The sequence below is a fragment of the Mycolicibacterium holsaticum DSM 44478 = JCM 12374 genome, assembly GCF_019645835.1.
GTDB lineage: Bacteria > Actinomycetota > Actinomycetes > Mycobacteriales > Mycobacteriaceae > Mycobacterium > Mycobacterium holsaticum.
This window is the reverse complement of the sequence record NZ_CP080998.1, coordinates 5,530,894-5,553,865: the sequence shown is the minus strand read 5'-3', so window position 1 is coordinate 5,553,865 and position 22,972 is coordinate 5,530,894. Positions and strand designations below refer to the sequence as shown.

Sequence of the window (22,972 nt, the reverse complement as noted above, 5' to 3'; positions counted from 1 at the left end):
CCGAACGGGCGATAGGAGGGGCACGAAGTTGCCCCTACAGGCGTCCCAACCGGTTGGTTAGGATCGGGTATTCCTCGGGTCAGGAAGGACACCCACCATGACCACTGAATTCGTCGCGCCCACGCAACCCGCCACCGACATACCCGGCGTCGTCCGTAAGCTCCGCGACACTTTCCAGACCGGACGCACCAGGGATCTGGCCTGGCGTAAACAGCAGCTCCGCGCGATGGAACGGCTCGTCTCCGAAAACGAGGACGCCATCGCCGAAGCGCTGCACCAGGATCTCGGCCGCAACCGCTTCGAGGCGTGGCTGGCCGACATCGCCAGCACCGCGGGAGAGGCCAAGGACGCCGCCAAGAACGTGCACAAGTGGGCCCGCCGCCGCTACCGGCTGCTCGAGCTGTCGCAGCTGCCCGGGCGTGGCTGGGTCGAATACGAGCCCTACGGCACGGTGCTGGTGATCGGCGCGTGGAACTTCCCGTTCGTGCTGACGCTCGGGCCGGCCATCGGGGCGATCGCGGCGGGCAACACCGTCGTGCTCAAGCCGTCGGAGGTGTGCCCGGCGTCCTCGGCGCTGATGGCCGAACTGGTGCCCAAGTACCTCGACAACGACGCCATCGTGGTGGTCGAGGGCGACGGCGCGGTCAGTCAGGAACTCATCGCGCAGGGCTTCGACCACATCTGCTTCACCGGCGGCACCGAGATCGGCCGCAAGGTCTACGAAGGCGCCGCACCGCACCTCACGCCGGTCACCCTCGAGCTGGGCGGCAAGAGCCCGGTCATCGTGTCCGCCGACGCCGACCTCGACGTCGCCGCCAAGCGGATCGCGTGGACCAAGCTGATCAACTCCGGCCAGATCTGCATCGCGCCCGACTATGTGCTGGCCGACGTGAAGATCCGGGACCAACTCGTCGACAAGATCAAAGAAGCGGTCACGACGTTCGAGGCCGAGAACCCCGGCGGCAAGCGCATCGTCAACGAGCGCCACTTCGACAGGCTCACCTCCGCGCTGGCCGCCACCAAGGGCAACGTCGTCATCGGCGGTGAATCCGACGCGTCCAAGATCAGCATCCAGCCGACCGTCGTCGTCGACCCCGATCCCGCCGAGCCGCTGATGACCGACGAGATCTTCGGGCCGATCCTGCCGGTGATGACCGTGCAATCCCTCGACGACGCAATCAGTTTCGTCAACTCACGGCCAAAGCCGCTGGCGGCCTACCTGTTCACCAAGACCAAGAGCATCCGCGAGCGGGTGATCAAGGAGGTGTCGGCGGGCGGCATGGTGATCAACCATCTGCTGTTCCACTTCGCCACCAACAAGCTGCCGTTCGGCGGGGTCGGCCCCTCGGGGATGGGCTCCTATCACGGCAAGTACGGTTTCGAGCAGTTCAGCCACAAGAAGACCGTGATGACCAAGCCGACCCGACCCGATGTCGGAGCCTTCATCTATCCCCCGTATACAGAGAAGGCGCTTAAGCTCGCCAAACGTTTGTTCTAGAAAGGAATCTCATGCCAGGAGTGCAGGACCGCGTCATCGTCGTCACCGGGGCCGGAGGCGGTCTGGGACGCGAATACGCGTTGACGCTCGCCAAAGAGGGCGCCAGCATCGTCGTCAACGACCTCGGCGGTGCCCGTGACGGCACCGGCGCCGGCCACAACATGGCCGACGAGGTCGTCAAGGAGATCAAGGACGCCGGTGGGCGCGCGGTGGCCAACTACGATTCCGTGGCCGAGCCCGAGGGCGCCGAGAACATCATCAAGACCGCCGTGGACGAGTTCGGCAAGGTCGACGGTGTGGTCTCCAACGCGGGCATCCTGCGTGACGGCACCTTCCACAAGATGTCCTACGAGAACTGGGACGCGGTGCTCAAGGTGCATCTCTACGGCGGGTACAACGTGATCCGCGCGGCGTGGCCGCACTTCCGCGAGAACAGCTTCGGCCGGGTGGTCGTGGCCACCTCGACCAGCGGGCTGTTCGGCAACTTCGGCCAGGCCAACTACGGCGCGGCCAAACTCGGCCTGGTCGGGATGATCAACACGCTGGCCCAGGAGGGCGCGAAGTACAACATCAAGACCAACGCGGTGGCGCCGATCGCCGCGACCCGGATGACGCAGGACATCCTGCCGCCCGAGGTGTTCGAGAAGCTGACACCGGAGTACGTGGCGCCGGTGGTGGCCTACCTGTGCACCGAAGAAGTGCCCGAAACGGCATCGGTGTTCATCGTCGGCGGCGGCAAGGTGCAGCGCACCGCGCTGTTCCAGAACGAAGGCGTGACGTTCACCGAGGTGCCGTCGGTCGACGACGTCGCCGCGAAGTGGGGCGAGATCACCGACCTGTCGGCGGCACAGCGCGCGACGTTCAGCATCGGCTGACCGTCACCATATGAAAGCGCTTGTCGCGCGGGAACTTTCCGGTCCGGCGGGGCTGGACTACGCCGACGTCGACGCACCCACCGCAGACCGTGACGTGGTGGTCGTCGACGTGGGCGCGGCCGGGGTCAGCTTTCCCGACCTGCTGCTGCTGCGCGGCGAATACCAGTTGAGGCTGGAACCGCCGTTCATCCCGGGCATGGAGGTGGCCGGGGTGGTGCGGTCGGCCCCCCAGGATTCGGGGTTCGGGCCCGGTCAACGCGTGACGGCGATGGCGATGCTCGGCGGGTGGGCGGAACAGGTGGCGGTGCCGACCGCCAACGTCACCCCCACCCCCGAGGGCCTCGACGACGCCGAATCCGTTGCCCTGATGGGGAATTACCAGACGATGTACTTCGCGCTGGCCCGCCGCGGCGGGCTGCGGCCCGGCGAGACGGTGTTGGTGCTCGGATCGGCGGGCGGCATCGGGGTGGCCAGCATCCAGATCGCCAAGGCGTTGGGCGCCAAGGTGATCGCCATGGTGCACCGCCCCAACGCCGTCGAGTTCGTGAAATCGCTCGGCGCCGACGTGGTCTTGCCGTTGACCGACGGCTGGTTGCAGGCGGTGAAGGACGCGACGGACGGCCGCGGTGCGGACCTGGTGGTCGATCCGGTCGGCGGCGAGGCGTTCGACGACGCGGTGCGGGCGCTGGCCATCGAGGGCAGGCTGCTGGTGATCGGGTTCGCGGCGGGACAGGGCATTCCGACTGTCAAGGTGAACCGGCTGCTGCTGCGCAACGTCGCGGTGATCGGCGTCGGCTACGGCGAGTACGTCAACCGCGTACCGGGTTCGCAGTCGGTGTTCGCCTCCGGTGTCGGCGAACTGGTCAAGGCCGGGCTGCGGCCGCCGCCCCCGGTGCGCTTCAGTCTGGCCAACGGCGCCGACGCGCTGCAAAGCCTGGCCGACGGCGGGGTGCTCGGCAAAGTCGTGCTGGAGCCGCAGTGAGGCGGGGGTACTGCCCCCTCGCGGGGGACGCTTTCGCGACGAGCATCGGGTGTTGAGACAGCCACAGGCGCTGGCCTTCGACGTGTTCGGCACCGTCGTCGACTGGCGGTCGTCGATCATCGCCGAGCTCAAGGCGTTCGGCCGCCGCCACGACGCGCACCGGGACTGGGCGGCGGTCGCCGACAGTTGGCGCGCCGGCTACGTCCCCGCGATGGACCGGGTCCGCCGTGGCGAGTTGCCGTGGATGAAGATCGACGACCTGCACCGGATGATCCTGATCGAACTGCTCGAGGCGGTCGGGCTGACATCGGCCGGCGCCGACGAGATCGACGAGCTGAACCGTGCCTGGCATCGGCTCGACCCGTGGCCCGACACCGTGGCCGGGCTGACCCGGCTCAAGCAGCGGTTCCTCATCACCACGTTGTCCAACGGCAACGTCTCGCTGCTGACCAACATGAGCAAGCGGGCCGGGCTGCCGTGGGACTGCGTCATCTCCGCCGAGCTGTTCCGGCACTACAAACCCGACCCCGAGGCGTACCTGGGCTGCGCTGAGCTTCTCGATGTGGCCCCCGGTGAGCTGATGCTCGTCGCCGCGCATCCCAGCGATCTGCGGGCGGCGCGCAGCGCGGGGCTGATGACCGGGTATGTGGTCCGACCGCTCGAGCGCGGCCCCGGGCGCCCGCCGCCGCGGTACGACGAAGGCGAGTTCGACGTCACGGCAACGGATTTCCTGGACCTCGCCGACAAGCTGGGGGCGATTTGGGCGTGATTTCTTTCGCTCAGCGAAAGAAATCACGCCCAAATCGCGAGGCGTAGCGTGGATCCGTGACCACCGCGCTGCCGCCCGCGCTGAGCCGGGCGATCGAACTCTTCACCGAACCGCCGCCGGACCTCGATGTCAGCAAGGGCTACCTCGATCTGCTCGGTGAGCAGTCGAGCCCCGCGACGCCGCGGAACACCGGCTTCATCCAGGCCGCGTGGGCGTCGGGAATCGGTTCGCTGTTGTACGACAACGCGCAGGCCTTTGCCCGCCGGTTCTTCGGGCCCTGGCGAACGCCGATCGAATGGCTGGACATCCCGCAGGGCGGGGTCGCTCTGGACATCGGCAGCGGCCCCGGCAACGTGACCGCCGCCCTGGCGCGCGCCGCGGGACCGGATGGGTTGGCGCTCGGCGTGGACATCTCCGAACCCATGCTGGCCCGTGCGGTCCGGGCCCACGCCGGCCCCAATGTGGGCTTCCTGCGCGCCGACGCCCAGCGGCTGCCGTTTCGCGACACGGTCTTCGACACGGTGACGTCGCTGGCCGTGCTGCAGCTGGTGCCGGAGCCGGCCTCTGCGATCGGGGAAATGTTCCGGGTACTACGGCCCGGCCGGCGTATCGCGATCATGGTGCCGACCGTCGGCACGGTACCGCCTCCGCTGCGGCTGTTGCCCAGCAGCGGCGCGCACTTCTTCGACGAGGACGAGCTCGGCGACCTGTTCGAGCAGGCGGGGTTCGAGCGTGTTCGCACCAAGACCTTCGGCAACATCCAGTGGGTGCGCGGGCACCGACCGTGAGCGCTGGCGGCATCGTCCTGGTCGCACTCGCGATCGCGGTGGGGCTGGTCGGCATCCTCGTCCCGGTGCTGCCCGGCACGTTGCTGGTGTTCGCGGCCATCGCGGTGTGGGCCGTCATCGAGAACGACCTCACGGCATGGGTGACGTTCGGCGTGGTGACCGCGCTGCTGGGGGCAGCCCTGCTGATCAAGTACCTGTGGCCGATGAAACGGATGCGGGCGGCCGAGGTGCGCACGTGGGTCCTGTTCGTCGGGGCGGTGTTCGGCATCGTCGGGTTCTTCGTCATCCCGGTGCTGGGACTGGTGCTGGGCTTCGTGCTCGGGGTGTACCTGGCCGAACTCGCCGATCGCCGCGACCAGCGGCTGGCGTGGACGTCGACCAAGCACGCGGTCAAGGGTGTCGCGCTGTCGGTCGGTGTCGAGCTGACGGGCGCGGTGCTGGCGACCATGGTCTGGGTGTGCGGGGTGCTCGCAGGCTGACGTATCTGGCCGTTCGGCAATACGCCCGCCGCTATACCCCCATTGATCTAACGTGGTTATCTAATTGCCTGGTGCCGCCGCGATGAAAGGACCGAGATGGCGAAGACGGTCAACACCTATTGCCAGATCTGTATAACGAACTGCGGCCTCGAGATCCAGGTCGACGAGGCCAGCAATCGCGTTCTCTCGATCGCCCCGGATCGGCAGAACCCGTACTCGTGGGGCGACTTTTGCCGGAAGGGAAAAACCGCCGGTGAGGTCATCGAGCATCCGCGCCGCATCACCCGGCCGATGCGCCGGGTGGCCGACGGTGAGTATGTCGAGGCGACTTATGCAGAGGCCATCGCCGATATCGCTCAGCGGCTCAACGCGATCATCGACCGGGGCGGTCCCGACGCGGTTGCCACCTACCACGGCAACCCGATGGGCTTTTCGTTCTCGACCACGACGTTCTGGACGGGCCTTCTCGACGCGATAGGCACCGGCAACCGGTTCTGGGTCGGCTCACTTGACGAGAACAACGTCCACGTGGTGTTCGAGGAGCTCTACGGCACCGGCTATCTCGGTCTTGTTCCCGACATCGACGCCTGCGACTGCTTCCTGCTGGTCGGCATGGACCCCGCCCAAAGCCGGTTCAACTGGCTAGACAGCAACCCCTCCGGCTGGAACCGAGTGTTGCAGCGCCAGCGCGATGGCGCCGACGTCATCGTGGTGGATCCCCGACGCTCGACCTCCGCCGAACGCGCGCGCACCCATGTCGCGGTGCTGCCCGGGCAGGACTGGGCGTTTCTGCTTGGGGTGCTGAAGGTCATCTTCGAACTCGGCCTCGACAAGCGCCCGAGCGCCGTCCCGGTCACCGGTATCGATGCTGTCAAGCGTCTGACCGCCGAAGCCGACCTTGACCAACTCGCGCAGCGCTGCGGCGTCGAGCGCGCTGTCATCGAAGACGTTGCGCGTCGCTTCGGAAGCGCCCGAACCGCTATGTGTCTCAGCCACACCGGCGTCTCGCACAGCGAGTACGGCACGATTGCCGAGTGGCTCGGGCAGTTGTTGAACATCGTCACCGATCGCCTGGACCGACCCGGCGGTCGTCGATACGAGCGCGGCTATGTCGACTTGCAAAGAGTCCTCAAGTTGTTCGGGTCGCCGAACCGGCACCAGACCCGGTTGCGCCGGAATCCACCTGTTTTCGGATTTCACTCGGTTGCCGAGTTGCCCGACGAGATCACGACACCGGGGCCAGGTCAGATTCGCGCCATGGTCATCGCCTTCGGCAATCCCGTCGTGAGCGGTCCGCAGGGTGAAGCACTCGACGCTGCGCTTGCCGGTCTCGACCTGCTTGTCGCCGTTGATCTCGTGCAGCGGGAGAGCCACCGCCACGCGCACTGGCTCATTCCCGGGACGCACTGGCTGGAACGCGAAGAGCTGAGTCCGTTATTGGCCAACGTTCAGGAGCGCCCGTTCGTGCAGTACGCGCAGCGCGCGGTCAGCCCGCCCGACGGTGTCATGGAAGAGTGGGAGTTCTTCACCGAACTCGCGTTGGCGATGGGCCGCAACCTGTTTGGGCGCCGCGGCGTCAACCGGGTGATACGCGCGACACGGTGGGTCGCCGCGCGCACCGGTCGGCGGGCATTGGCGCTGAACCCCGAGTGGGTCTCGCGCCTGCTGGTGGCATCGGGGCGGCGGCTGAAGTGGCGTGATATTCGTGCCCACCCACACGGTTGGCTCTTCGGCGAACCCCGCTTCGGCGACCTCGCCGACGTGATTGTCACCGACGACAAACAGGTGCACGCCGCACCCGATCGGTTCCTTCGCGCGGTGCGTGCGGCGCTCGCCACACCACCCTCGACCGATGAGGAGTTCCCGCTGCTCCTGGTGAACAAGCGCGTCCGCGAAGCGATGAACTCCTGGCTCAACGAATCGCCGGGGCTCTTCGCCGCCCAACGGACCAGCGTGGTGGAGGTGCACCCGCGGGACGCTGCCTGCGCCGGAGTACACGACGGCGATCTGGTGCGGCTGACGTCGTCGGTCGGCAGCGTTGAGCTTCGCGCGAAAGTGACCGACGCGATGCGCCAGGGTGTGGTCTGCGTGCCGCACGGCTGGGGCAGCCGCGTCTTCGACCCGGTATCGGGCGCAGCGCCCCAGTCCTTCGGGGTCAATCGCAACGCGCTGGTATCCAATACGCGTCTCGACCCGTTTTCACAGGTTCCGGCATTCAACTCCACGGCCGTGCGCCTCAACCCGGCCGCCCAGCACGACACGGCGTCGTCGAAAACGGACGTGAGCCTGCCGTGACCTACGTGATCACCCATGGGTGTTGCAACGACGCGATCTGCGTTTCGGTGTGCCCGGTCGACTGCATCCATCCAACGCCTGCCGAGGCCGGGTATGCCGATGCCGAGCAGCTCTACATCAACCCGGCGATCTGCATCGACTGCAACGCATGTGCGGAAGAGTGCCCGGTCGACGCAATCTTTCCCGACACCGAGTTGCCCGCGGAGGCACAGCCCTTCGTGGCGATCAATGCCGGTTACTTCGTCCGGGCACCCGGATGAGCGCGCGTCAACCGCTGCGGGTCGCCATCGTCGGTGTCGGTCCTGCCGGCGCTTACGCCGCCGAGCATCTGCTGCGCTGCGGCGAAGACGTGCAGGTTGAGCTCTTCGATCGGCTGCCCACACCCTGGGGACTGGTGCGCTCGGGTGTGGCCCCCGACCACCAGAACACGAAAGGGGTGATCGACCAATTCGCGTGGACGGCAGCAGATTCGCGCGTGCGGCTCCACCTCCACACCGAGATCGGGACCGATATCACCCACGTTGATCTGGCGGCATTACACCATGCCGTCGTCTACGCCACCGGGGCACCGCACAGCCGAAGCCTCGGGATCGCCGGCGAAGATCTGCCCGGCAGCATGGGCGCCGCCGAATTCGTCGCTTGGTACAACGGGCACCCTGAATTCGCCGGTTTGGAAGTAAACCTTTCTCATGACCGCGTGGTGATCGTGGGCAACGGTAACGTGGCACTGGACATCGCCCGCATCCTCACCTTGCCGGTGGAACGGTTGCGCTGCACCGACATCGCCGATCACGCGCTTGAGGCGCTAGCCCAGAGCCGCATCCGGGAGGTTGTCGTCGTCGGCCGGCGCGGGCCGGAGCAGGCCGCCTTCACCACTCCCGAGTTGCTCGGACTGCAGCAGACGGGGGTCCGGATTGACATCGTGCCGGCAGACGCCCTGCGCCCTGCGCCGGCAGATTCGCAACGCGGCGACCCGGTGCGGGCCTACGCCACCGCGCTCAAGGTCCAAACCCTCCGCGAAATCGCACAGGCCCCGCAGGTCGGTGGCCACCGCCGCGTCGTGTTGCGATTCGGTGCTGTTCCGGTTGCCCTGCACGGCAGCGGGCGCGTTGAGGCAATCGATTTGGCGCTGACGCGGAACGAGTACGACGCTACGGGGGTGCCGCAGCTAGTGGTGACCAACGAAATCGAGCGCCTGAGCGCCGGCCTTGTGCTGCGCTCCATCGGCTTTGCGAGCCAGCCGATTTCCGGGCTGCCATTCGACGAGACCGGGCAGCGCTTACCGAACCGAGACGGGCGCCTCTTGGGCACCGACGGTGACCCGGTTCCCGGGGTCTACGCCACGGGATGGGTCAAGCGCGGGTCGTCCGGGGTGATCGGGACGAACAAGGAATGCGCGCTGCGCGCCGTAACCGCGTTGCTGCAGGATTACCGGGCCGGCCAACTCCCGACCCCGTCGGGAGACCGGGCGGCCCTGGACAGTCTGCTCGACGCGCACCAACCGCACCGTGTCGACCTCCACGGCTGGTGGGCAATCGACCGAGTGGAACGTGAGCGTGGACTAGAAGCGGGCCGCCCCCGGATCAAGCTGACGGCGGTCGATGAGCTGCTCGCCGCTGCGGCACGGTGACGTCCGCGCCGGGGTTCACCTAACGCATTAATCCGACCACGGATTTGGCTAGGTTCAACGCATGGCCAAGCTCCGGTTCGGATACTTCATCGCACCCTTTCACCGCGCGGGTACCAACCCGACCCTGGCGTTGCAGCGCGACCTCGAGTTCGTCGAACACCTCGACGCCCTCGGCTACGACGAGGCGTGGATCGGTGAACACCATTCGGCGGGAAGCGAGATCATCAGCTCGCCGGAGGTGTTCATCGCGGCGGCCGCCCAGCGGGCCAGGCGGATCCGGTTCGGCACCGGGGTGATCTCGCTGGCCTATCACAATCCGTTGTGGGTCGCCGATCGGCTGATGCTGCTCGATCACCTCACCCGCGGCCGCATCATCGGCGGGATGGGCCCGGGTTCGCTGCCCACCGACGCGGCGATGATCGGGCTCACGCCCACCGACACCCGCGAACTGCTGGAGACCAACCTCGACATCGTGGTGCGGCTGCTGGCCGGTGAGACCGTCACCGCCAAGACCGCGACCCACGAACTGCATGACGCCCGACTGCAGCTGGCCCCCTACGCCGAGGACGGCATCCCGTTGGCGGTCGCCGCGGTGGCCTCACCGACGGGTGCGCGGCTGGCCGGCAAGCACGGCATCGGTCTGCTGTCGATCGGCGCCACCCTGGTCGTGGAGGGGTTCGATGCGCTCGCCCACCACTGGGGGATCGCCGAGGAACGCGCGGCCGCGTTCGGCGCAACGGTCGACCGCAGCAACTGGTCGCTGGTGTGCCCCATGCACATCGCCGAAACCGAGGAACAGGCCCGCGCCGACGTGCGCTTCGGCATCGAACACTGGTACCGCTACTTCCAGAAGGTCGCGGCGTTCCCGCAGATGGAGGTGCCCGGCGAAAACATCGACGAGGTCGTCGACGTCATCAACGGCGCCGGCGCTGGCGTGATCGGCACCCCGGACCAGGCCCGCGCGCAGGTGCAGCGGCTGGTGGACCAGTCCGGCGGGTTCGGGTGCATGCTGCAAATGGGCCATGAATGGGCCAACCCCGCAGCCACCAAACGATCCGCGGAACTCTTTGCGGCCGAGGTCATTCCGCACTTCCAGGGCCAGGCGCAGCCGACGTTGGAGGCAGCCGCCCGCGCCACCGACGTGCGGGAGAACCTGGCGGCGACGCAGCTGAGCGCCATCGAGCACATGACCAAGAAGTACGAGGCCGAAAAGGGCGGCTAGGTTTCGTTGCGGGCGGAAAGGCGGTGCGCTGGTTGCGGGCGAAGTCGGCGGGCAAATAACATAACCAGGTGAACTAAAACCGCGACCGCCCCCGATGCCGCCCCCAGCTAATGGGAAATCTCCTCCGCTCAGCTACCGAGCCGATCGCGGTACTGCGGACAGTACTCGTTGACCGACAGCGTGAAGAAGGTTCTGGCTAAGTCGGCGTCGACGGCTAGGTATCGAGATATGCGATCTGTGACCTGACCGGGGTGTCTGTTGAGGCTGAGAAAATAGCACGCCGACCGTGCGGTGCTGATCAAGTTGTCAGACGCTTGCTGGAATCCGAGACCCTTGAGTTGGCTCACGAAGCCGGAGTTGTCGGCCTGTACTGGCGGCGACAGTACAAGCGATACCCCGATGAGTGCGGCTCCGATCGCGATCGCAACTTTATGCATTCGGATTCCTCTGTGGCAGAAGGGTGTTCGTCACTATCCCGATGGGCATGCGGTCAGTTCGGGCACAGGTGCAGGAATGCCAGTTGCGAGATGGCGGGCGTGACCATCGTCGCCCCGGAGCCGACAATACCGATGTCCCGCTGTTCGCAGACATAACGACCGAGGCTCAGCAACTCGCCGTCGCTGCGGAACTCCGCGGGATCGCGGTATTGCGAGAAGACCTGGCGTAGTTGAGTGAGGTACTCCACCTCAGCGGGGGATAACGGGGTCAACGGCTCGGCCGAGGCAGAAGGCGCGCCCGTCAGGGGTACGACGAGTGCCAGAAGCGACCCCATCAAGAGATGCCTTGCGATGGTCAACGCTGTCTCCTCCCTGCGGCAGGTGATCGGGACGGCCGCGAGTCCAGGGCCTATCTTGCTTCCCGAATGCTGCACCTTTGCACCAGATCGCTTGCTGGCGCAAGTGTGACATGTGGCGGGGCGCATTCACCGGGTTTCCGACGGACTCACCGAGATCCCGGTGATGTAGGGAGGTTTCCAAGTCGGCGATGTCGACCATTGTGCCCCCGAACTGATTTCACCTGATCCAACGTCACGCCCGGGATAGAGCGGAGCTGGATCGACGCATCGTGCCGGAAGGCCCGCAGCCCGTCGCCGTCACCCGCGAGTCGACCCGACATTTGCTGGTTTTGCACGCGGTTGCTTGCAAAGGCGTAAATTCCTGCGGTGCGTCGGCTAGAAAGGGGTTTGTGGTCATCGTCACAGCGTGATTTACTAACCTGGTTAGTGTTTTAGTCTCAGCGGGTGCAGTCGGGTCGTTAAGCAGGGCAGAAAGGGGGCAGTGTGGCCAAACAGGTCGCAGGCTCTGCGTCACCGCAGGTCTTGACTTCGGCCGTGGCCACCGCGGGTCAGGCGGCGTCGAAGGCGGCCGCTGTTCCGACGCGCGCGGCGGGCACCACTGGTCGCGGCGTACGTCTGGCCGTCGACGTGCTGTATTACGCGGTCGTCGACGCGATCACACTTCGGCTGCCGGTGCGGGAATTCCTGTGGCAGGCCTGGGTCCTGCTGAAGGTGACCGCGATCCCCGCGCTGCTGATGGCCATCCCATTCGGCGCCATGGTCACAATCGTGACATCCGGCCTGGTTGCCCAGGTCGGCGCCACCGCCTTGCTCGGCGCGGCCAGCGGCGTTGGCGTCGTGCGACAGGGTGCGCCCATCACCGCGGGGCTACTGATGGGGGGCGCCGCGGCGTCTGCCATCGCATCCGACTTCGGTGCTCGCGCCATGCGTGAGGAACTCGATGCCATGCGGGTTCTCGGCATCGACCCGGTACGTCGCCTGGTGGTGCCGCGGTTCCTGGCGCTCATCCTGATCGCTCCCATTCTGTGCCTGATCATCATCGCGTCGGGGGCCGGCGCCGCCTTCCTGCTCTCGGTCACGGTCAACGACGTGGCCACCGGCAGTTTCTGGAACTCTTTCGGGACATTCGCCAAGATGACCGATGTATGGTTCGCCATCGCAAAGAGCATGATCTTCGCCGCCATCGTGGCGATCATCTCGTCGTTGCGAGGGATGGAAGCCAAGGGCGGTCCGCGAGGTGTCGCCGATGCCGTTAACGCGGCGGTCGTGATCAACGTCGTGCTCATCGTTTTCGCGAATCTGGCGATCACCCAGATACAGACCATGTTCTTTCCGACGGCGATCGCGTAATGGCAGCCCCCTCCGTTCTGTGGCATAACCGCGTGTTCACAACGCGCGCTATGACGAAGCCCTTGCGCGTAGTCGGTCAGTGGGCCCTGTTCATCGGGCAGACGTTCTTCTACCTGCCGTTGACGGTGCGCCGATACACCCGACAAACCTTGGCTGCGACGATCAACCTCGGGTGGGGCAGGGGCTCGCTTATCGTCGACGGCGGCACGATCAGCGTGCTGCTCATCCTCGGCATGGCGGTTGGCGCCTCGTTGGCGATCGAGGCGCTCGCCACCCTCAACATCATCGGGTTCGGACCGTTGGCGGGGCTGATCGGCGGGGTCGGGGCCGTGCGGGTGATCGGACCACTGGTCGCCGGCATCGCGTTCGCCGCGCAGGCGGGGACCCGAATGACCGCCGAGATCGGTGCCATGCGGATCTCCGACGAGATCGACGCGGTCGAGGTCATGGGTCTTCGGCCGATACCGTTTGTGGTCGGCACGCGCATGATCGGCGGCTTGCTTTGCGTCATACCGGGTTACCTGCTCACACTGGTGGCGACCTTTTTCGTGATGGACACGGTGGTCACGCTCAGCGGTGAACCGGGCGGAACCTACGACCACTACTTCATCCAGTTCCTGACGCCGATAGATCTTCTCTACTCGCTGATCAAAGCGACCACGTACTGCGTTGCGGCCACGCTGATCCACTGCTACTACGGCTATTTCGCGTCGGGCGGGCCGGTGGGCGTCGGCGAGGCGTCGGGACGGGCAGTGCGCGCAAGCCTGGTGACGATCATGATCCTGGATGTCACGACCACAGTGCTGCTGTGGGGTCTGCAACCCGAGTTCGTATTCAAAGGATAACGCGCCGCCATGCTTAGAGGCTCAACGAAGTATCAGGACCGGGTGTTGTCGAGCATCGGTCTGGTCGTGCTGCTCTGCATTGCCCTGGTTGCGCTCCTGTTCACCGCGAACCCGTTCGGCGGCCGGTCCGGCGATCGGCTTTCGGTCGTGATCAACACGCCCTATGTCGGGCAGGGCGTGGAGGCGGGCACCCCGGTCGTGCTGCACGGCGTCGAGGTAGGCCGGGTCGCCAACGTCGCCACTACGGCAGACGGGGGCGTCCGGTTGGTCACGGACTTGCAGAAGACGCCGGTGCACGGCCTGACCGACGCGATGAGCGTTGACTTCCGGACCATCAACTACTTCGGCGTCTCAGGGATAAACCTGGATCCCAAACCCGGCGGGCAGGTACTTCGCGACGGCAGTGAGGTCAGCGTGCAGCCGACGGGCAATTTCACCCTGTCGGAGCTGCTTGCGCAGCTTGGCGACGTGTCGACGGCTTCCTTGACACCGCAGCTGATCCAGGTCATGGACCGTGTCACCCGGTACACCGACGGGCTCAATCCGTTGTTCGAAACCGCGATCAGCGTGACGCAGGCGGTCGCCGACGTGCAGACCGTGCCAACCGAGCATCTGCTGGCCAATACGACATCGATCGTCGCGGCGTTCCCGGAATTCAACGACGTCGCGATCGAGTCCACCAGAAGGCTCATCGATTACAGCTACTACCCGGGTCAGACTTTCCCGCCGGCGGCCACGATCGCGCGGCCGATCACCCCGCCCTTCCTGGAGGGGGTGACGGTGCCGAACCTTGCCGATGTCAGCGAGGAGTTCTTTCAGAACGTCACCACAGAATTCAGTCGAACCGCCTCACAGGGTCTCTTCGCGGCCGTGGGCAAACTGCTCGGCAGTCATGTGGATGACCTGGTCCCGATGATCTCCGGGATCAAAGCGCTTACGGACACGACGCCACCGCTGCTGCGTCCAGGCGACATCGCCCAGAAGCTCGCGGAGTTACGGACCCGATTCGAGACGCTATACGCGGGCAACGGTGATCAGCGGGCGATGTCGGTCCGCGTCGTGCTGGACAGCCTGCCCGGTGTGGCGGCACCTCTGGGAATCGTAATGGGAGGTGCGGAATGAGTCTGCGGGCCTCATCGTGGCGCATCTTTCTGGCCATCGCAGTCGCGGTCGGGCTGTTTGTCCTGCTCTCCAATACCCTCACCAACCCGGTGGCGATGGAGACGCGGACGTACGCCGCCGAATTCACCGATGTATCCGGATTACATCCCGACGGCGACGTACGTGTCCGTGGCGTTCGTGTCGGAAAGGTCGAGGCCGTCGACCTCGTGCACCGCGACGGACAGAACGTCGCAAACGTCACGTTCACCCTCGATAAGCAGTACGGCATCGTTGCCATGTCGCGTCTTGCGATCAAGTTCCAGGCCCTTACCGGCGTGCGCTACATCGACGTCACCAACCCTGCGCAGGGTTACCCGGCAGCCGATCTCATCACGGCCGTGCCGACCTCGATGACCCAACCCTCGTTTGACGTGACCGCGCTGTTCAACGGGTTACAACCCGTGCTGGCAACGCTGAACCCGGAAGAGATCAACATCTTCACCGCGAACGCGGCGTCGTTCTTGACCGGCGACGGCAGCGGCTTGGCCCCGCTGCTGGCCAGCATGCGCAGCCTGACCGAGTTCGTCTCGAACCGCCAAGAGGTCGTGTCACAATTGATGCGCAATCTGTCCGATGTGGCCGACTCCATCGCCGGCAAATCCGCGCAGTTCGTCCACCTCATCGATCTGTTCAATCAGCCAGTAGACGCGGCGCTGACGATCCTGGATGAGTTCCGCAAGTCTCTGTTGTACGGGCACGGCTTCTTTGATCCGGTCGTCCGACTGCTCAACAGTGCGGGGCTCAAGCCGGGGAACAATATCGACGAGGCGTTGGATCGCGCATTCAGCAACCTCGACAATTTCTTCGACGCCTTCAAGCTGGTCCCGGTGATGAACGAGAACATCAGACCGCCCGGTGAGAACGACGGAGCGGTTGAGCCGTGTACGCGGGGTCGCCTTCAACTACCGGAGACGATGGACGTGCTGTTGAACGGGCAAAGGGTGGTGTTATGCAATCGCTGAAAACGCCAGGGCTGCTCCGGAACCCGATCGCCTGGGGTGCGCTGGCAATCGCCTTCGCGCTCGTGGTGGCGCTCGTGCTGGCGTACATCTACTTCCACCCGCCGGGTCAGAGCAAGCTTGTCGCCTTCTATACCGACGACGCAGCGTCGATCCGTGTCGGTGACGACGTACGGATGGCGGGTATCACCGTGGGCAGGGTCGAGAAACTCTCGCTTGAGCCGACGCAGGTCCGGGTCACCGCGCGGGTCAACGACGACGCATTCGTCGGTGACCAGTCGCAGGTCGATGTCCGGATGCTCACCGTTGTCGGTGGCTACTACGTGAACGTGGTATCGATCGGTGACAGCCCACTGGGCGATGCCGCCATCCCCCTCGCTCGAGTAACCATGCCGTACAACCTCATTCGTACTCTGACCGACTCCACCAAGATCACTGAAAACGTGAACACCAAACCGTTGAATGAGTCGCTCAACCAACTCCAGCAGGGCCTCACCGGCACGAACGTCGAGGTGGTGTCCACCGTCGTCGATGCGGGCAACGCGATCATGTCGGCGGTGGACCGGCAGCGAGGACAGGTGAGCAACATCCTCAACATGTCCGATGAGTACATTCGAGCGCTCGCCGATTACCGCGACAAGTTTGAACAGCTGGTTAGGAAGGTATCGATCCTGACCCAGACGCTGGTTCTCTACAACGGGGGAATGACGGCCACGATCGGCGGATTGGGGACGGCGCTCATGCAACTCAAGACCGTCGGCGATTTCTATGAAGGCCATCGAGTGCAGTTCGTCGAGAAAGTCCAGCAGTATCTGCACAAGGGACGGTTGTTCGTGGAGAGGAACGACCTGACCATCCGGGCACTCAAGCGCGTGCAGAACTTGCTCGACCGGATTCTGGACGCGCAGAATGCAAGCCCCGCACTGTTGGCCACGGACATCTGCATGCCGGTTCCGGGGAGTCCGTGCTGATGACCCCGACGCCTTCTGACCCCGTGCGTTCTCGCCGCGGCCGGCGCGCGGTGGCCGCGGCGATCGCTGCGGTCGTGACGCTGGCCTGCGGTTCGTGTGCGTCCGTGCGCGAAGGACAGTCCGCCCAGTACTGCGCCATCATGCCCGACAGCATCGGCCTGTATGTCAACAACCCGGTCAGCCAGATGGGCTACGAGATCGGCAGGGTATCTGCGATCACCTCGTCGCCAACCTCGGTCCGCGTCGACTTCACGGTCGATGCACAGCGGTCCCTACCGGAAGACGTTCAAGCGGTCATCAGATCGACCTCAATCCTGGCTGACAGGTCATTGGAACTCGTCGGCAACTATGAGGCAGGACCGAAATTGGCTGTCGGCGAGTGTATTCCGCTCGGCCGCTCGATGACGCCAAAAAGCCTCTCGGAGGTGATTGGCGCATCGACCGACTTTGTCAACTCGATCAGCCCGGCGGATTCGACGAACGTCGCCGGTGTCCTGCAGGGCTTCGACGAGGCGCTGCGCGGCCAAGGACCCAACGCCAACATGCTGCTGACCACCACGGCATCGGTGCTGGATTCGCCCGACCAGGCAATCGGTGATCTGGGTTCCATCACCACGAATCTCGGTGTATTGACGTCCAGCCTGGTCGATCTGGAACCGACATTGAAGGGTGTGTTCTCCGATGCCGATTTCATCGCACCGGAACTCGTGACCGTCAGCTGGCACACCACGGAGGCGTACGAGGGCATCATTCCCGTCCTCACGATGGCCGCAGACCTCGAGTCCCAGCTCGGCCCGCAGATCCAGCAGACACTCGACGCGGTGTCGGTCCAGATCAGGAAGATGACGCCACGCGCCCCCTTCTACGCGAGCGTTCTGAATATCGCGCCCCGCCTGCTCAACGGCGTGGTGAACCAGGTCAACAGCCACCAGCCCGAGATCCTTCGGTATCGCCCGCCGCTGTACCGTGTCCGCACTCCGGACGGTGTGCTGCAGTGCAACATCATGAATGCGTCGGTGCCGGGCAGTTGCGCCAACGTGCAGGGCACCCCGTATGCGGTGGATGTCGCATTGCTTCAGTACGTTCTGACGGAGGCGAACCGATGAGGCGGCAATTCGCGCGGGTCGCGTTCGTAACCGCTTGCACTGTGGCGATTTCGTCATGTGCATCCGTCAATTTCAACGCAATCCCCAGCCCGGGTGCGTCTTTCGCTGACGGTTACGACATCGGCATGGAGTTCGAGAGCGTCCTGAACCTACCCGAAGGCACCAAAGTAATGCTTGACGGTGTGACCGTCGGCGTTGTCTCCGATATGACATTGGATCCGGACTTCGTGAAGGTCACCGCGCGGTTGGGCCGCGACGTCGCCGTCCCATCGAACATCCAGGCGGTGCTCGAGCAGACGACGGTCCTCGGCGACATCTATGTCGCGCTGGAACGTCCCCCGGTCGGAACTCCATCCGCGCCCAAACTGTCGCCGGGCGCGTCGATCCCCCTCGCCCAGACGACGTCTCCGCCACAGTTGGAGGACACGATCGCCAGCCTCGCGAACTTCATGTCGAGTGGGTCCATCCAACGGGCACAGAACACCGTCGTCAGGCTCAATCGCGTGACTCCGTCGAGTGAAGAGGTACGTCGTCTGACGGGGCAGGTGGACGAAAGCCTCGAGGCGCTCTCAGCGAACATCGATCAGGTGGACGAACTGCTCGACGGGGCGTCGCGAACCGCCGCCACCCTGAACGCGCACATACCGGAGTTCGACTTCTTGCTCGCACCCGCTGGTCAGCTCAACATGGAGCGCTTCATCACCCTCAGCAACTTCGTTGCTACCCTGCTACCCGGTGTCGGCAGCATTGGCTCCGGTGGCTACTGGCTGGTGCCGTTCCTGAACTCGATGGCCGACACCATGGATGCGGTTCAGCACTCGAAGGTGGCGGTCGAAGACGAGATACCCAAGTGGCGCAGGCTTTTCACCGATTCATTCCTCCCGCAGGACAAATATCCGGCGATCAACATCACGTCGATCGTGGGGCCGGACGGCCGGGAGTTGTCGGGCAACGTGCAAGACGTGCTGCGGATGCTGGGAGCGATGCCATGAGAAACGCCGTGAGGCTGCGCGACGTGATCTCCTTCCTGGCGTTCGGTGCGATCGTCGTGTTCGTTCTCGCCTACTTTGCCGCACTCGGACTGCGTGTCGCTCCGCCCGACGATCGAACCACCTTGTCCATGGAGGTTCCGGACATCAACGGGCTGGTGGTCGGGTCTAATGTGCTGCTGCGCGGTGTGCCCGTCGGCAAGGTGACCAGCACCGCGACGTCGCTTCAGGCCGCGACCGTGGATTTCTACGTCACCGGCAACCAGCAGATCCCAGTCGACACCGAGTTGCGATTGGAGAATCTGTCGGCGTTGGGCGAGTCCTACATCCTGCTGATGCCGCGCAGTGCGGGTGGACCGATGTTGCAGAGCGGTCAGCGGTTCTCCACCGAGGAAATTGTGCAGCCGCCGTCGGTCTCGGAGTTGGCGACGAGCGTGACGCGCGTGCTCAGTCAGATGGAACCCGGCGCCCTCAAACGCGTGATCGGTGAAGCCGACGCCGCCCTGCCGGACCCGAATACAGCCTTACCGAATATCTCGCGCGCGAGTGTTCTGCTCAACAACACCGTCGAGGAGATGGACGGTCGCGGGCGGCTGCTGCTCGGCAATTTCGAGACGCTGCTCAAGAATGCCGAATGGGTCAGTCCGATTCTGATCAGCCTCACACCACGCCTTCGGGAGTTCAGCAGGGGATATCAGGACTTCATGAAGCACGTGCCGATCCTCGATCACCGCGGTGAACCCCACAACGTTTCCAACCTGAACAAACTCATGGCGCGTATACAGGGGCTCCTCGACGATCGGGGCGGTGATCTCAAGGTGCTGGGTGAGGCATTGCAGCCGAAGTTGAACATGATTGCCGCCACATTGATGAATTTCGACACCGGACAGCTCCTGGACAACATACTCAAGACAGTTCCGCCCGACGGGACCATCACGCTGCGTGTCACACCGTGACGCAGGCACTGATGATCACGCGTGCCGCGGAGACGGTTCAACGAAAGGTGTAACCATGGACACCGGGACAGACGCAACGGAAACCGCTGCAGGAGTGCAGAACTCACAGGCTACCGAGGCGGTGTCGGCCGATTCCGCGCCCGAGCCCGCAGTTACCCCCGGGGCAGAGGAAGAACCTTCCCACCCGAAGTCGGCGCGCCAGCCGCATTCGGTTTCGGTCAGTATACGCAGCCTGATCGTCGGTGTGGCAATGGCGGTGCTGATCGCGGCGGTTGCGGTCGTCGGCTGGCTGTACATGGACGCGCGCAGCCAGCTTGACGCACAGGCCGCTTCGTCGGCAAACAACTCGCGCGCGGAGAAGATGGCGCTCGATTACGCGGTGAACGCGGCGACGATGGACTACAAAGACCTCCAAGCGTGGAAGGCCAAGCTGGTTGCGGGCACGACCCCGGAGTTGACTAAGAAATTGACCGAGGCGGCCGCCTCGATGGAACAGGTCCTCGTGCCCTTGGAATGGAGTTCGAGCGCGCGACCGCTGGTCGCCAAGGTCAGGTCCAGCAACGACGGCGTCTACGTCGTAGACAGCTTCGTCAGTGTGCAAACGAAGACGATTCAGTCGCCGGAGGCGCTGCAGTCCACGGCGACCTACAGCACCACGATCGACAGCAACAACAGTTGGCAGATCGCAGATGTCGGAGGAATCGGCTCGGCGCTGGAGCCGAACTGACACCCGGAATGTGGAAGAACTGAGGTCGTCGTGATGACGCTGAATGGTCGTTTTTCAACGCGCCCGGGCGCGCGTCGGCGGCGCGCCGTCCTGGGCGTGGTGGCCTTGGCGATGACGGCCCTCGTCACCGGAGCGACCGCCGGTGCCAGCCCCGGTGAACCGCCGCCCCCACCGTCGGACAGTGATCTGATCCGCCCGCTGCCGGTCGTCACGCCAGTCGCGTCGGGGTGGCAGCCGAAGTTCCCCTTTCCGTACGACCAGACGAGGAACAGGGTCACCGATGCCGACATCACGGCGATGGGTGAGATGTGTCAGTGGTTCAATCTCCAGTACGCCACCCTGCGTGCGCAGATCGACCGTCTCCAGTTCAACCGGATCGCCCCCGACGGCAATGATTACGACTACACCCGTGGCAACATCGGGCAGCAGGTGGACATCGTCACCGGCAACATCGCCAAGGCGGTCGACTTCCTGACCCCTCGCGCCCGGGCGCTCACCCAGGCCCAGAATCCATTCGGCGACAACTACTTCCCGATCTATCAAGGAGAGGCCTTCTTCAAGTTGTGGGAACAGTTGTCCAACGTCAACAACGGAATCCTGGCCCATCAGCCGAACTGGTTCACCGGTCCGTCGGTGCACAAGGCGAAGCGGTGGGGCAGCGACATCCACCGCTCACACGTGTGTGAATAGGAGCAAGTGATGACGCGAAGACTAATTCGCCACCCAGGGTTGGCGGTGACGATGCTGGCCGTCGCGATCGCCGGAACGGCGCTGGCGCCGCCGGCGCAGGCCGACCCGGTAGACAGGCTGAAGGCGGCGGTTGATGCAGCTCGCGCAGCATCTTGCGGATCGTTACAGGTTGACCCGATCGTTGAGCAGGCCGCCAAGGAGATCAACGAGTCCAACGACGTTTGGCTCGACCAGGGGTCGCGCGCCGTGCCGGTCCCCGATGCGATGCCACTGCTGAAGGATCTGGGTTATCCAGGCAGTAAATCGACAATTTTGTACGGAGCGGGAAAGACCGAAGCCAATTCGATCAAAGCCCTGTTGCTGCAGGGCTACCGCGACATTCCGGACTGCTCCTACAGCGATATGGGGTTGAGCGTGCTGCAGGGGAATTCAGCCGGCTGGATCATGAGCACCGTGGTGCTGGCTGGGTAAACCTGCGGCCGCGAGAAGCGGCCGCGCATTCACCCAATTGCGTTTGGAAAGGAGCCGCATGAAGCGGATCGCAGTGATGGCGTTCTCGGTATTCGGGGGTCTTGCGAGCGTGATGCAAGCGCCGGCCGCGCATGCGCAGGACATGGTTACGTACGAGATCTTCTCGGATTCAGTCGGCGGGTTGGCCAGCCTCGAGTATCGCGACGTCGCGGGTAAGCATATGCTCCAGCATGTTCCGTTGCCGTGGCGGCTGACGGTCCCCGTCGTGAATGCGACGAGCCCGACGGCCGACGGCGCCGAGTTACGTGCGGATTGGCGGCCGAACTTCCGTACGGCAGCGACCGTTGGGCGGGTCCTGCTCGGGAAGTTCGTGACGGTGCGCATCTATCGAGGCGGAGAGCTGCTCTGCGAAAGCATCCTCGATGTCGGGAACGTGACGTGCTACGGCAGTGTGCCACACCGATCGGTGAACCAATCGTCGCCGGGAAACCTGCCGTGACACGCAGACGGGAGCGATTCAGGCTGATCCGGCACCTATTCGTTGCGGGGGTCCTCACGGCGAACCTGTCGGTGATGGTGTCGCCCGCGGCACATTCGGAACCGACCGCCGATCCGTATCCGGACAGCGATCTGATTCTGAGGTCCTACCACCTGGTGAAATACGACGATTACTTCACCGCGAGTGCGGGCGGCGTGTGGTTCTCAACGCCGCTAGGACTCAACTGCGGGATCTGGGACCGCGGGAGCTTCGGCTGCGCGGGTGACATCCGAGGCGCACCACCCGGTACCCACAACGTCGGCTGGGTCAACGGAAACATCGTCACCCGGTACGACTGGTTGCTCGGAATACAGTTCCCCCCGGGGCGCGCCGAGCGTGAGTTACCGGCTCGCAGCTACATCGAGTACAACGGCACGCGGTGCGCGACGATGGCCGACTCCAGCACCTACTGTTCGCGCGGTCCGTTCAAGTTCTTCGTCACGCCGACCGGGACGTGGCTCAGCCCGCCGTGACGATTTCAGAGTCCGAGCACGCGTTGGAGGTGCTGAAGTGGTGGTAGCCGCTAGGGAAATTCGCGCGCGGCGTGCACAATTGGCCGGGCTAGGATTGGTTGGTGCTGGGGTCGCGCACTTCATCGCCCCGCAATTGTTCGATTCGATGGTTGCGTCGGTTTTCGGGAGGGACACCCGAAAGCACGTCTTCATCAACGGCTGTATCGAAACCGCGCTGGGCGCAGGCATCGCAGTCGGCCGCACGCGACCGATTGCGATCGTCGCAATGGTCGGTTATGTGTGCTACCTAGCGGGAAGCTTCCTGCGCAACCGGTGATGCCCCTATGAGAGCCGCCGACGCGCGGCGTGGCCTCGGCGCCACTTCATGCAAACTCTACTAACCGGGTCAGACAACGGATTTGG

At 64.7% G+C, this 22,972-nt stretch carries 24 protein-coding genes and 1 pseudogene; 23 read left to right on the top strand and 2 right to left on the bottom strand.

The genetic code is table 11. From position 1 onward, the window contains the following. The first annotated feature begins 97 nt into the window (after positions 1 to 97). The 9 genes and pseudogenes from K3U96_RS26455 (at position 98) to K3U96_RS26415 (ending at position 10,538) form a co-directional block, all read left to right on the top strand. Positions 98 to 1,498 (top strand): aldehyde dehydrogenase family protein, encoded by a 1,401-nt coding sequence (locus K3U96_RS26455; RefSeq protein ID WP_069404741.1) that lies wholly within the window; start codon positions 98 to 100, stop codon positions 1,496 to 1,498. Positions 1,499 to 1,509: 11 nt separating this feature from the next. Next, positions 1,510 to 2,373 carry an SDR family oxidoreductase gene (locus K3U96_RS26450; protein ID WP_069404740.1) on the top strand — a complete coding sequence of 288 codons (864 nt, stop codon included), beginning with the start codon at positions 1,510 to 1,512 and terminating at the stop codon, positions 2,371 to 2,373. Between the two features lie 10 nt (positions 2,374 to 2,383). Next, the gene (locus tag K3U96_RS26445; protein ID WP_220691623.1) at positions 2,384 to 3,355 is read left to right on the top strand and encodes an NADPH:quinone oxidoreductase family protein; all 972 of its coding nucleotides are present in this window, start codon (positions 2,384 to 2,386) and stop codon (positions 3,353 to 3,355) included. 52 nt (positions 3,356 to 3,407) lie between these two features. Next, positions 3,408 to 4,124, top strand: coding sequence for a haloacid dehalogenase type II (locus K3U96_RS26440; protein WP_220691622.1), 717 nt, complete (start codon positions 3,408 to 3,410; stop codon positions 4,122 to 4,124). Positions 4,125 to 4,180: 56 nt separating this feature from the next. Next, positions 4,181 to 4,912: a methyltransferase domain-containing protein gene (locus K3U96_RS26435; protein WP_230982306.1), complete on the top strand. Its 732-nt coding sequence runs from the start codon at positions 4,181 to 4,183 to the stop codon at positions 4,910 to 4,912. Next, complete coding sequence (locus tag K3U96_RS26430; protein WP_069406902.1) at positions 4,909 to 5,391, top strand: DUF456 domain-containing protein; 483 nt, start codon at positions 4,909 to 4,911, stop codon at positions 5,389 to 5,391. Before K3U96_RS26435 ends, K3U96_RS26430 begins: the two co-directional genes overlap by 4 nt. A gap of 96 nt (positions 5,392 to 5,487) precedes the next feature. Next, on the top strand, positions 5,488 to 7,686 hold the full coding sequence (locus K3U96_RS26425; protein ID WP_220691621.1) for a molybdopterin-containing oxidoreductase family protein: 2,199 nt from the start codon (positions 5,488 to 5,490) through the stop codon (positions 7,684 to 7,686). Beyond that, positions 7,683 to 9,316: pseudogene (locus K3U96_RS26420) on the top strand (FAD-dependent oxidoreductase). The gene K3U96_RS26425 and the pseudogene K3U96_RS26420 overlap by 4 nt, the downstream one beginning before the upstream one ends. Positions 9,317 to 9,377: 61 nt before the next feature. Beyond that, a complete protein-coding gene (locus K3U96_RS26415; protein ID WP_220691620.1) occupies positions 9,378 to 10,538 on the top strand; it encodes an LLM class flavin-dependent oxidoreductase in 1,161 nt (386 codons plus the stop codon). A gap of 128 nt (positions 10,539 to 10,666) precedes the next feature. On the opposite strand, the gene K3U96_RS26410 is transcribed toward K3U96_RS26415, so the two are convergent. Both K3U96_RS26410 and K3U96_RS26405 read right to left on the bottom strand, forming a co-directional pair. Further along, positions 10,667 to 10,975, bottom strand: a complete 309-nt coding sequence (locus K3U96_RS26410; protein ID WP_220691619.1) for a DUF732 domain-containing protein — start codon at positions 10,973 to 10,975, stop codon at positions 10,667 to 10,669. A 53-nt stretch (positions 10,976 to 11,028) separates the two neighbouring features. After that, the gene (locus tag K3U96_RS26405; protein WP_230982305.1) at positions 11,029 to 11,334 is read right to left on the bottom strand and encodes a hypothetical protein; all 306 of its coding nucleotides are present in this window, start codon (positions 11,332 to 11,334) and stop codon (positions 11,029 to 11,031) included. A 522-nt stretch (positions 11,335 to 11,856) separates the two neighbouring features. Between K3U96_RS26405 and K3U96_RS26400 the strand changes: the two genes are divergently transcribed. The 14 genes from K3U96_RS26400 (at position 11,857) to K3U96_RS26335 (ending at position 22,886) form a co-directional block, all read left to right on the top strand. After that, positions 11,857 to 12,684 carry an ABC transporter permease gene (locus K3U96_RS26400; protein ID WP_235848212.1) on the top strand — a complete coding sequence of 276 codons (828 nt, stop codon included), beginning with the start codon at positions 11,857 to 11,859 and terminating at the stop codon, positions 12,682 to 12,684. A 50-nt stretch (positions 12,685 to 12,734) separates the two neighbouring features. Continuing rightward, entirely contained in the window at positions 12,735 to 13,529 is a 795-nt protein-coding gene (locus K3U96_RS26395; protein WP_069406897.1) for an ABC transporter permease, read from the top strand. 9 nt (positions 13,530 to 13,538) lie between these two features. Then, complete coding sequence (locus K3U96_RS26390; protein ID WP_220691618.1) at positions 13,539 to 14,651, top strand: MlaD family protein; 1,113 nt, start codon at positions 13,539 to 13,541, stop codon at positions 14,649 to 14,651. Continuing rightward, positions 14,648 to 15,652: an MlaD family protein gene (locus K3U96_RS26385; protein ID WP_069406899.1), complete on the top strand. Its 1,005-nt coding sequence runs from the start codon at positions 14,648 to 14,650 to the stop codon at positions 15,650 to 15,652. The genes K3U96_RS26390 and K3U96_RS26385 overlap by 4 nt, the downstream gene beginning before the upstream one ends. Continuing rightward, on the top strand, positions 15,640 to 16,620 hold the full coding sequence (locus K3U96_RS26380) for an MlaD family protein (RefSeq protein ID WP_220691617.1): 981 nt from the start codon (positions 15,640 to 15,642) through the stop codon (positions 16,618 to 16,620). Before K3U96_RS26385 ends, K3U96_RS26380 begins: the two co-directional genes overlap by 13 nt. Then, positions 16,620 to 17,726 carry an MlaD family protein gene (locus K3U96_RS26375; RefSeq protein WP_084223553.1) on the top strand — a complete coding sequence of 369 codons (1,107 nt, stop codon included), beginning with the start codon at positions 16,620 to 16,622 and terminating at the stop codon, positions 17,724 to 17,726. The genes K3U96_RS26380 and K3U96_RS26375 overlap by 1 nt, the downstream gene beginning before the upstream one ends. Then, positions 17,723 to 18,718 carry an MlaD family protein gene (locus K3U96_RS26370; RefSeq protein WP_220691616.1) on the top strand — a complete coding sequence of 332 codons (996 nt, stop codon included), beginning with the start codon at positions 17,723 to 17,725 and terminating at the stop codon, positions 18,716 to 18,718. The genes K3U96_RS26375 and K3U96_RS26370 overlap by 4 nt, the downstream gene beginning before the upstream one ends. Next, complete coding sequence (locus K3U96_RS26365; RefSeq protein WP_230982304.1) at positions 18,715 to 19,671, top strand: MlaD family protein; 957 nt, start codon at positions 18,715 to 18,717, stop codon at positions 19,669 to 19,671. The genes K3U96_RS26370 and K3U96_RS26365 overlap by 4 nt, the downstream gene beginning before the upstream one ends. A gap of 55 nt (positions 19,672 to 19,726) precedes the next feature. Further along, positions 19,727 to 20,398: a hypothetical protein gene (locus K3U96_RS26360; RefSeq protein WP_220691615.1), complete on the top strand. Its 672-nt coding sequence runs from the start codon at positions 19,727 to 19,729 to the stop codon at positions 20,396 to 20,398. Positions 20,399 to 20,431: 33 nt separating this feature from the next. Then, entirely contained in the window at positions 20,432 to 21,088 is a 657-nt protein-coding gene (locus tag K3U96_RS26355) for a hypothetical protein (RefSeq protein ID WP_084223862.1), read from the top strand. Between the two features lie 45 nt (positions 21,089 to 21,133). Next, positions 21,134 to 21,559 (top strand): hypothetical protein, encoded by a 426-nt coding sequence (locus tag K3U96_RS26350; RefSeq protein ID WP_220691614.1) that lies wholly within the window; start codon positions 21,134 to 21,136, stop codon positions 21,557 to 21,559. A gap of 58 nt (positions 21,560 to 21,617) precedes the next feature. Next, entirely contained in the window at positions 21,618 to 22,058 is a 441-nt protein-coding gene (locus tag K3U96_RS26345; protein WP_069405904.1) for a hypothetical protein, read from the top strand. Positions 22,059 to 22,132: 74 nt separating this feature from the next. Beyond that, positions 22,133 to 22,570, top strand: a complete 438-nt coding sequence (locus tag K3U96_RS26340) for a hypothetical protein (protein WP_069405909.1) — start codon at positions 22,133 to 22,135, stop codon at positions 22,568 to 22,570. A gap of 37 nt (positions 22,571 to 22,607) precedes the next feature. Then, entirely contained in the window at positions 22,608 to 22,886 is a 279-nt protein-coding gene (locus tag K3U96_RS26335; RefSeq protein ID WP_230982303.1) for a DoxX-related protein, read from the top strand. The last annotated feature ends 86 nt before the right edge of the window (positions 22,887 to 22,972 follow it).

Coding starts and splice junctions, on each gene's coding strand:
- K3U96_RS26380 (WP_220691617.1), top strand. CDS start 15,640: ATGCAATCGCTGAAAACGCCAGGGCTGCTCCGGAACCCGATCGCCTGG.
- K3U96_RS26365 (WP_230982304.1), top strand. CDS start 18,715: ATGAGAAACGCCGTGAGGCTGCGCGACGTGATCTCCTTCCTGGCGTTC.
- K3U96_RS26445 (WP_220691623.1), top strand. CDS start 2,384: ATGAAAGCGCTTGTCGCGCGGGAACTTTCCGGTCCGGCGGGGCTGGAC.
- K3U96_RS26360 (WP_220691615.1), top strand. CDS start 19,727: ATGGACACCGGGACAGACGCAACGGAAACCGCTGCAGGAGTGCAGAAC.
- K3U96_RS26355 (WP_084223862.1), top strand. CDS start 20,432: ATGACGCTGAATGGTCGTTTTTCAACGCGCCCGGGCGCGCGTCGGCGG.
- K3U96_RS26415 (WP_220691620.1), top strand. CDS start 9,378: ATGGCCAAGCTCCGGTTCGGATACTTCATCGCACCCTTTCACCGCGCG.
- K3U96_RS26410 (WP_220691619.1), bottom strand. CDS start 10,975: ATGCATAAAGTTGCGATCGCGATCGGAGCCGCACTCATCGGGGTATCG.
- K3U96_RS26370 (WP_220691616.1), top strand. CDS start 17,723: ATGAGGCGGCAATTCGCGCGGGTCGCGTTCGTAACCGCTTGCACTGTG.
- K3U96_RS26345 (WP_069405904.1), top strand. CDS start 21,618: ATGAAGCGGATCGCAGTGATGGCGTTCTCGGTATTCGGGGGTCTTGCG.
- K3U96_RS26395 (WP_069406897.1), top strand. CDS start 12,735: ATGACGAAGCCCTTGCGCGTAGTCGGTCAGTGGGCCCTGTTCATCGGG.
- K3U96_RS26340 (WP_069405909.1), top strand. CDS start 22,133: ATGGTGTCGCCCGCGGCACATTCGGAACCGACCGCCGATCCGTATCCG.
- K3U96_RS26450 (WP_069404740.1), top strand. CDS start 1,510: ATGCCAGGAGTGCAGGACCGCGTCATCGTCGTCACCGGGGCCGGAGGC.
- K3U96_RS26455 (WP_069404741.1), top strand. CDS start 98: ATGACCACTGAATTCGTCGCGCCCACGCAACCCGCCACCGACATACCC.
- K3U96_RS26390 (WP_220691618.1), top strand. CDS start 13,539: ATGCTTAGAGGCTCAACGAAGTATCAGGACCGGGTGTTGTCGAGCATC.
- K3U96_RS26425 (WP_220691621.1), top strand. CDS start 5,488: ATGGCGAAGACGGTCAACACCTATTGCCAGATCTGTATAACGAACTGC.
- K3U96_RS26375 (WP_084223553.1), top strand. CDS start 16,620: ATGACCCCGACGCCTTCTGACCCCGTGCGTTCTCGCCGCGGCCGGCGC.
- K3U96_RS26385 (WP_069406899.1), top strand. CDS start 14,648: ATGAGTCTGCGGGCCTCATCGTGGCGCATCTTTCTGGCCATCGCAGTC.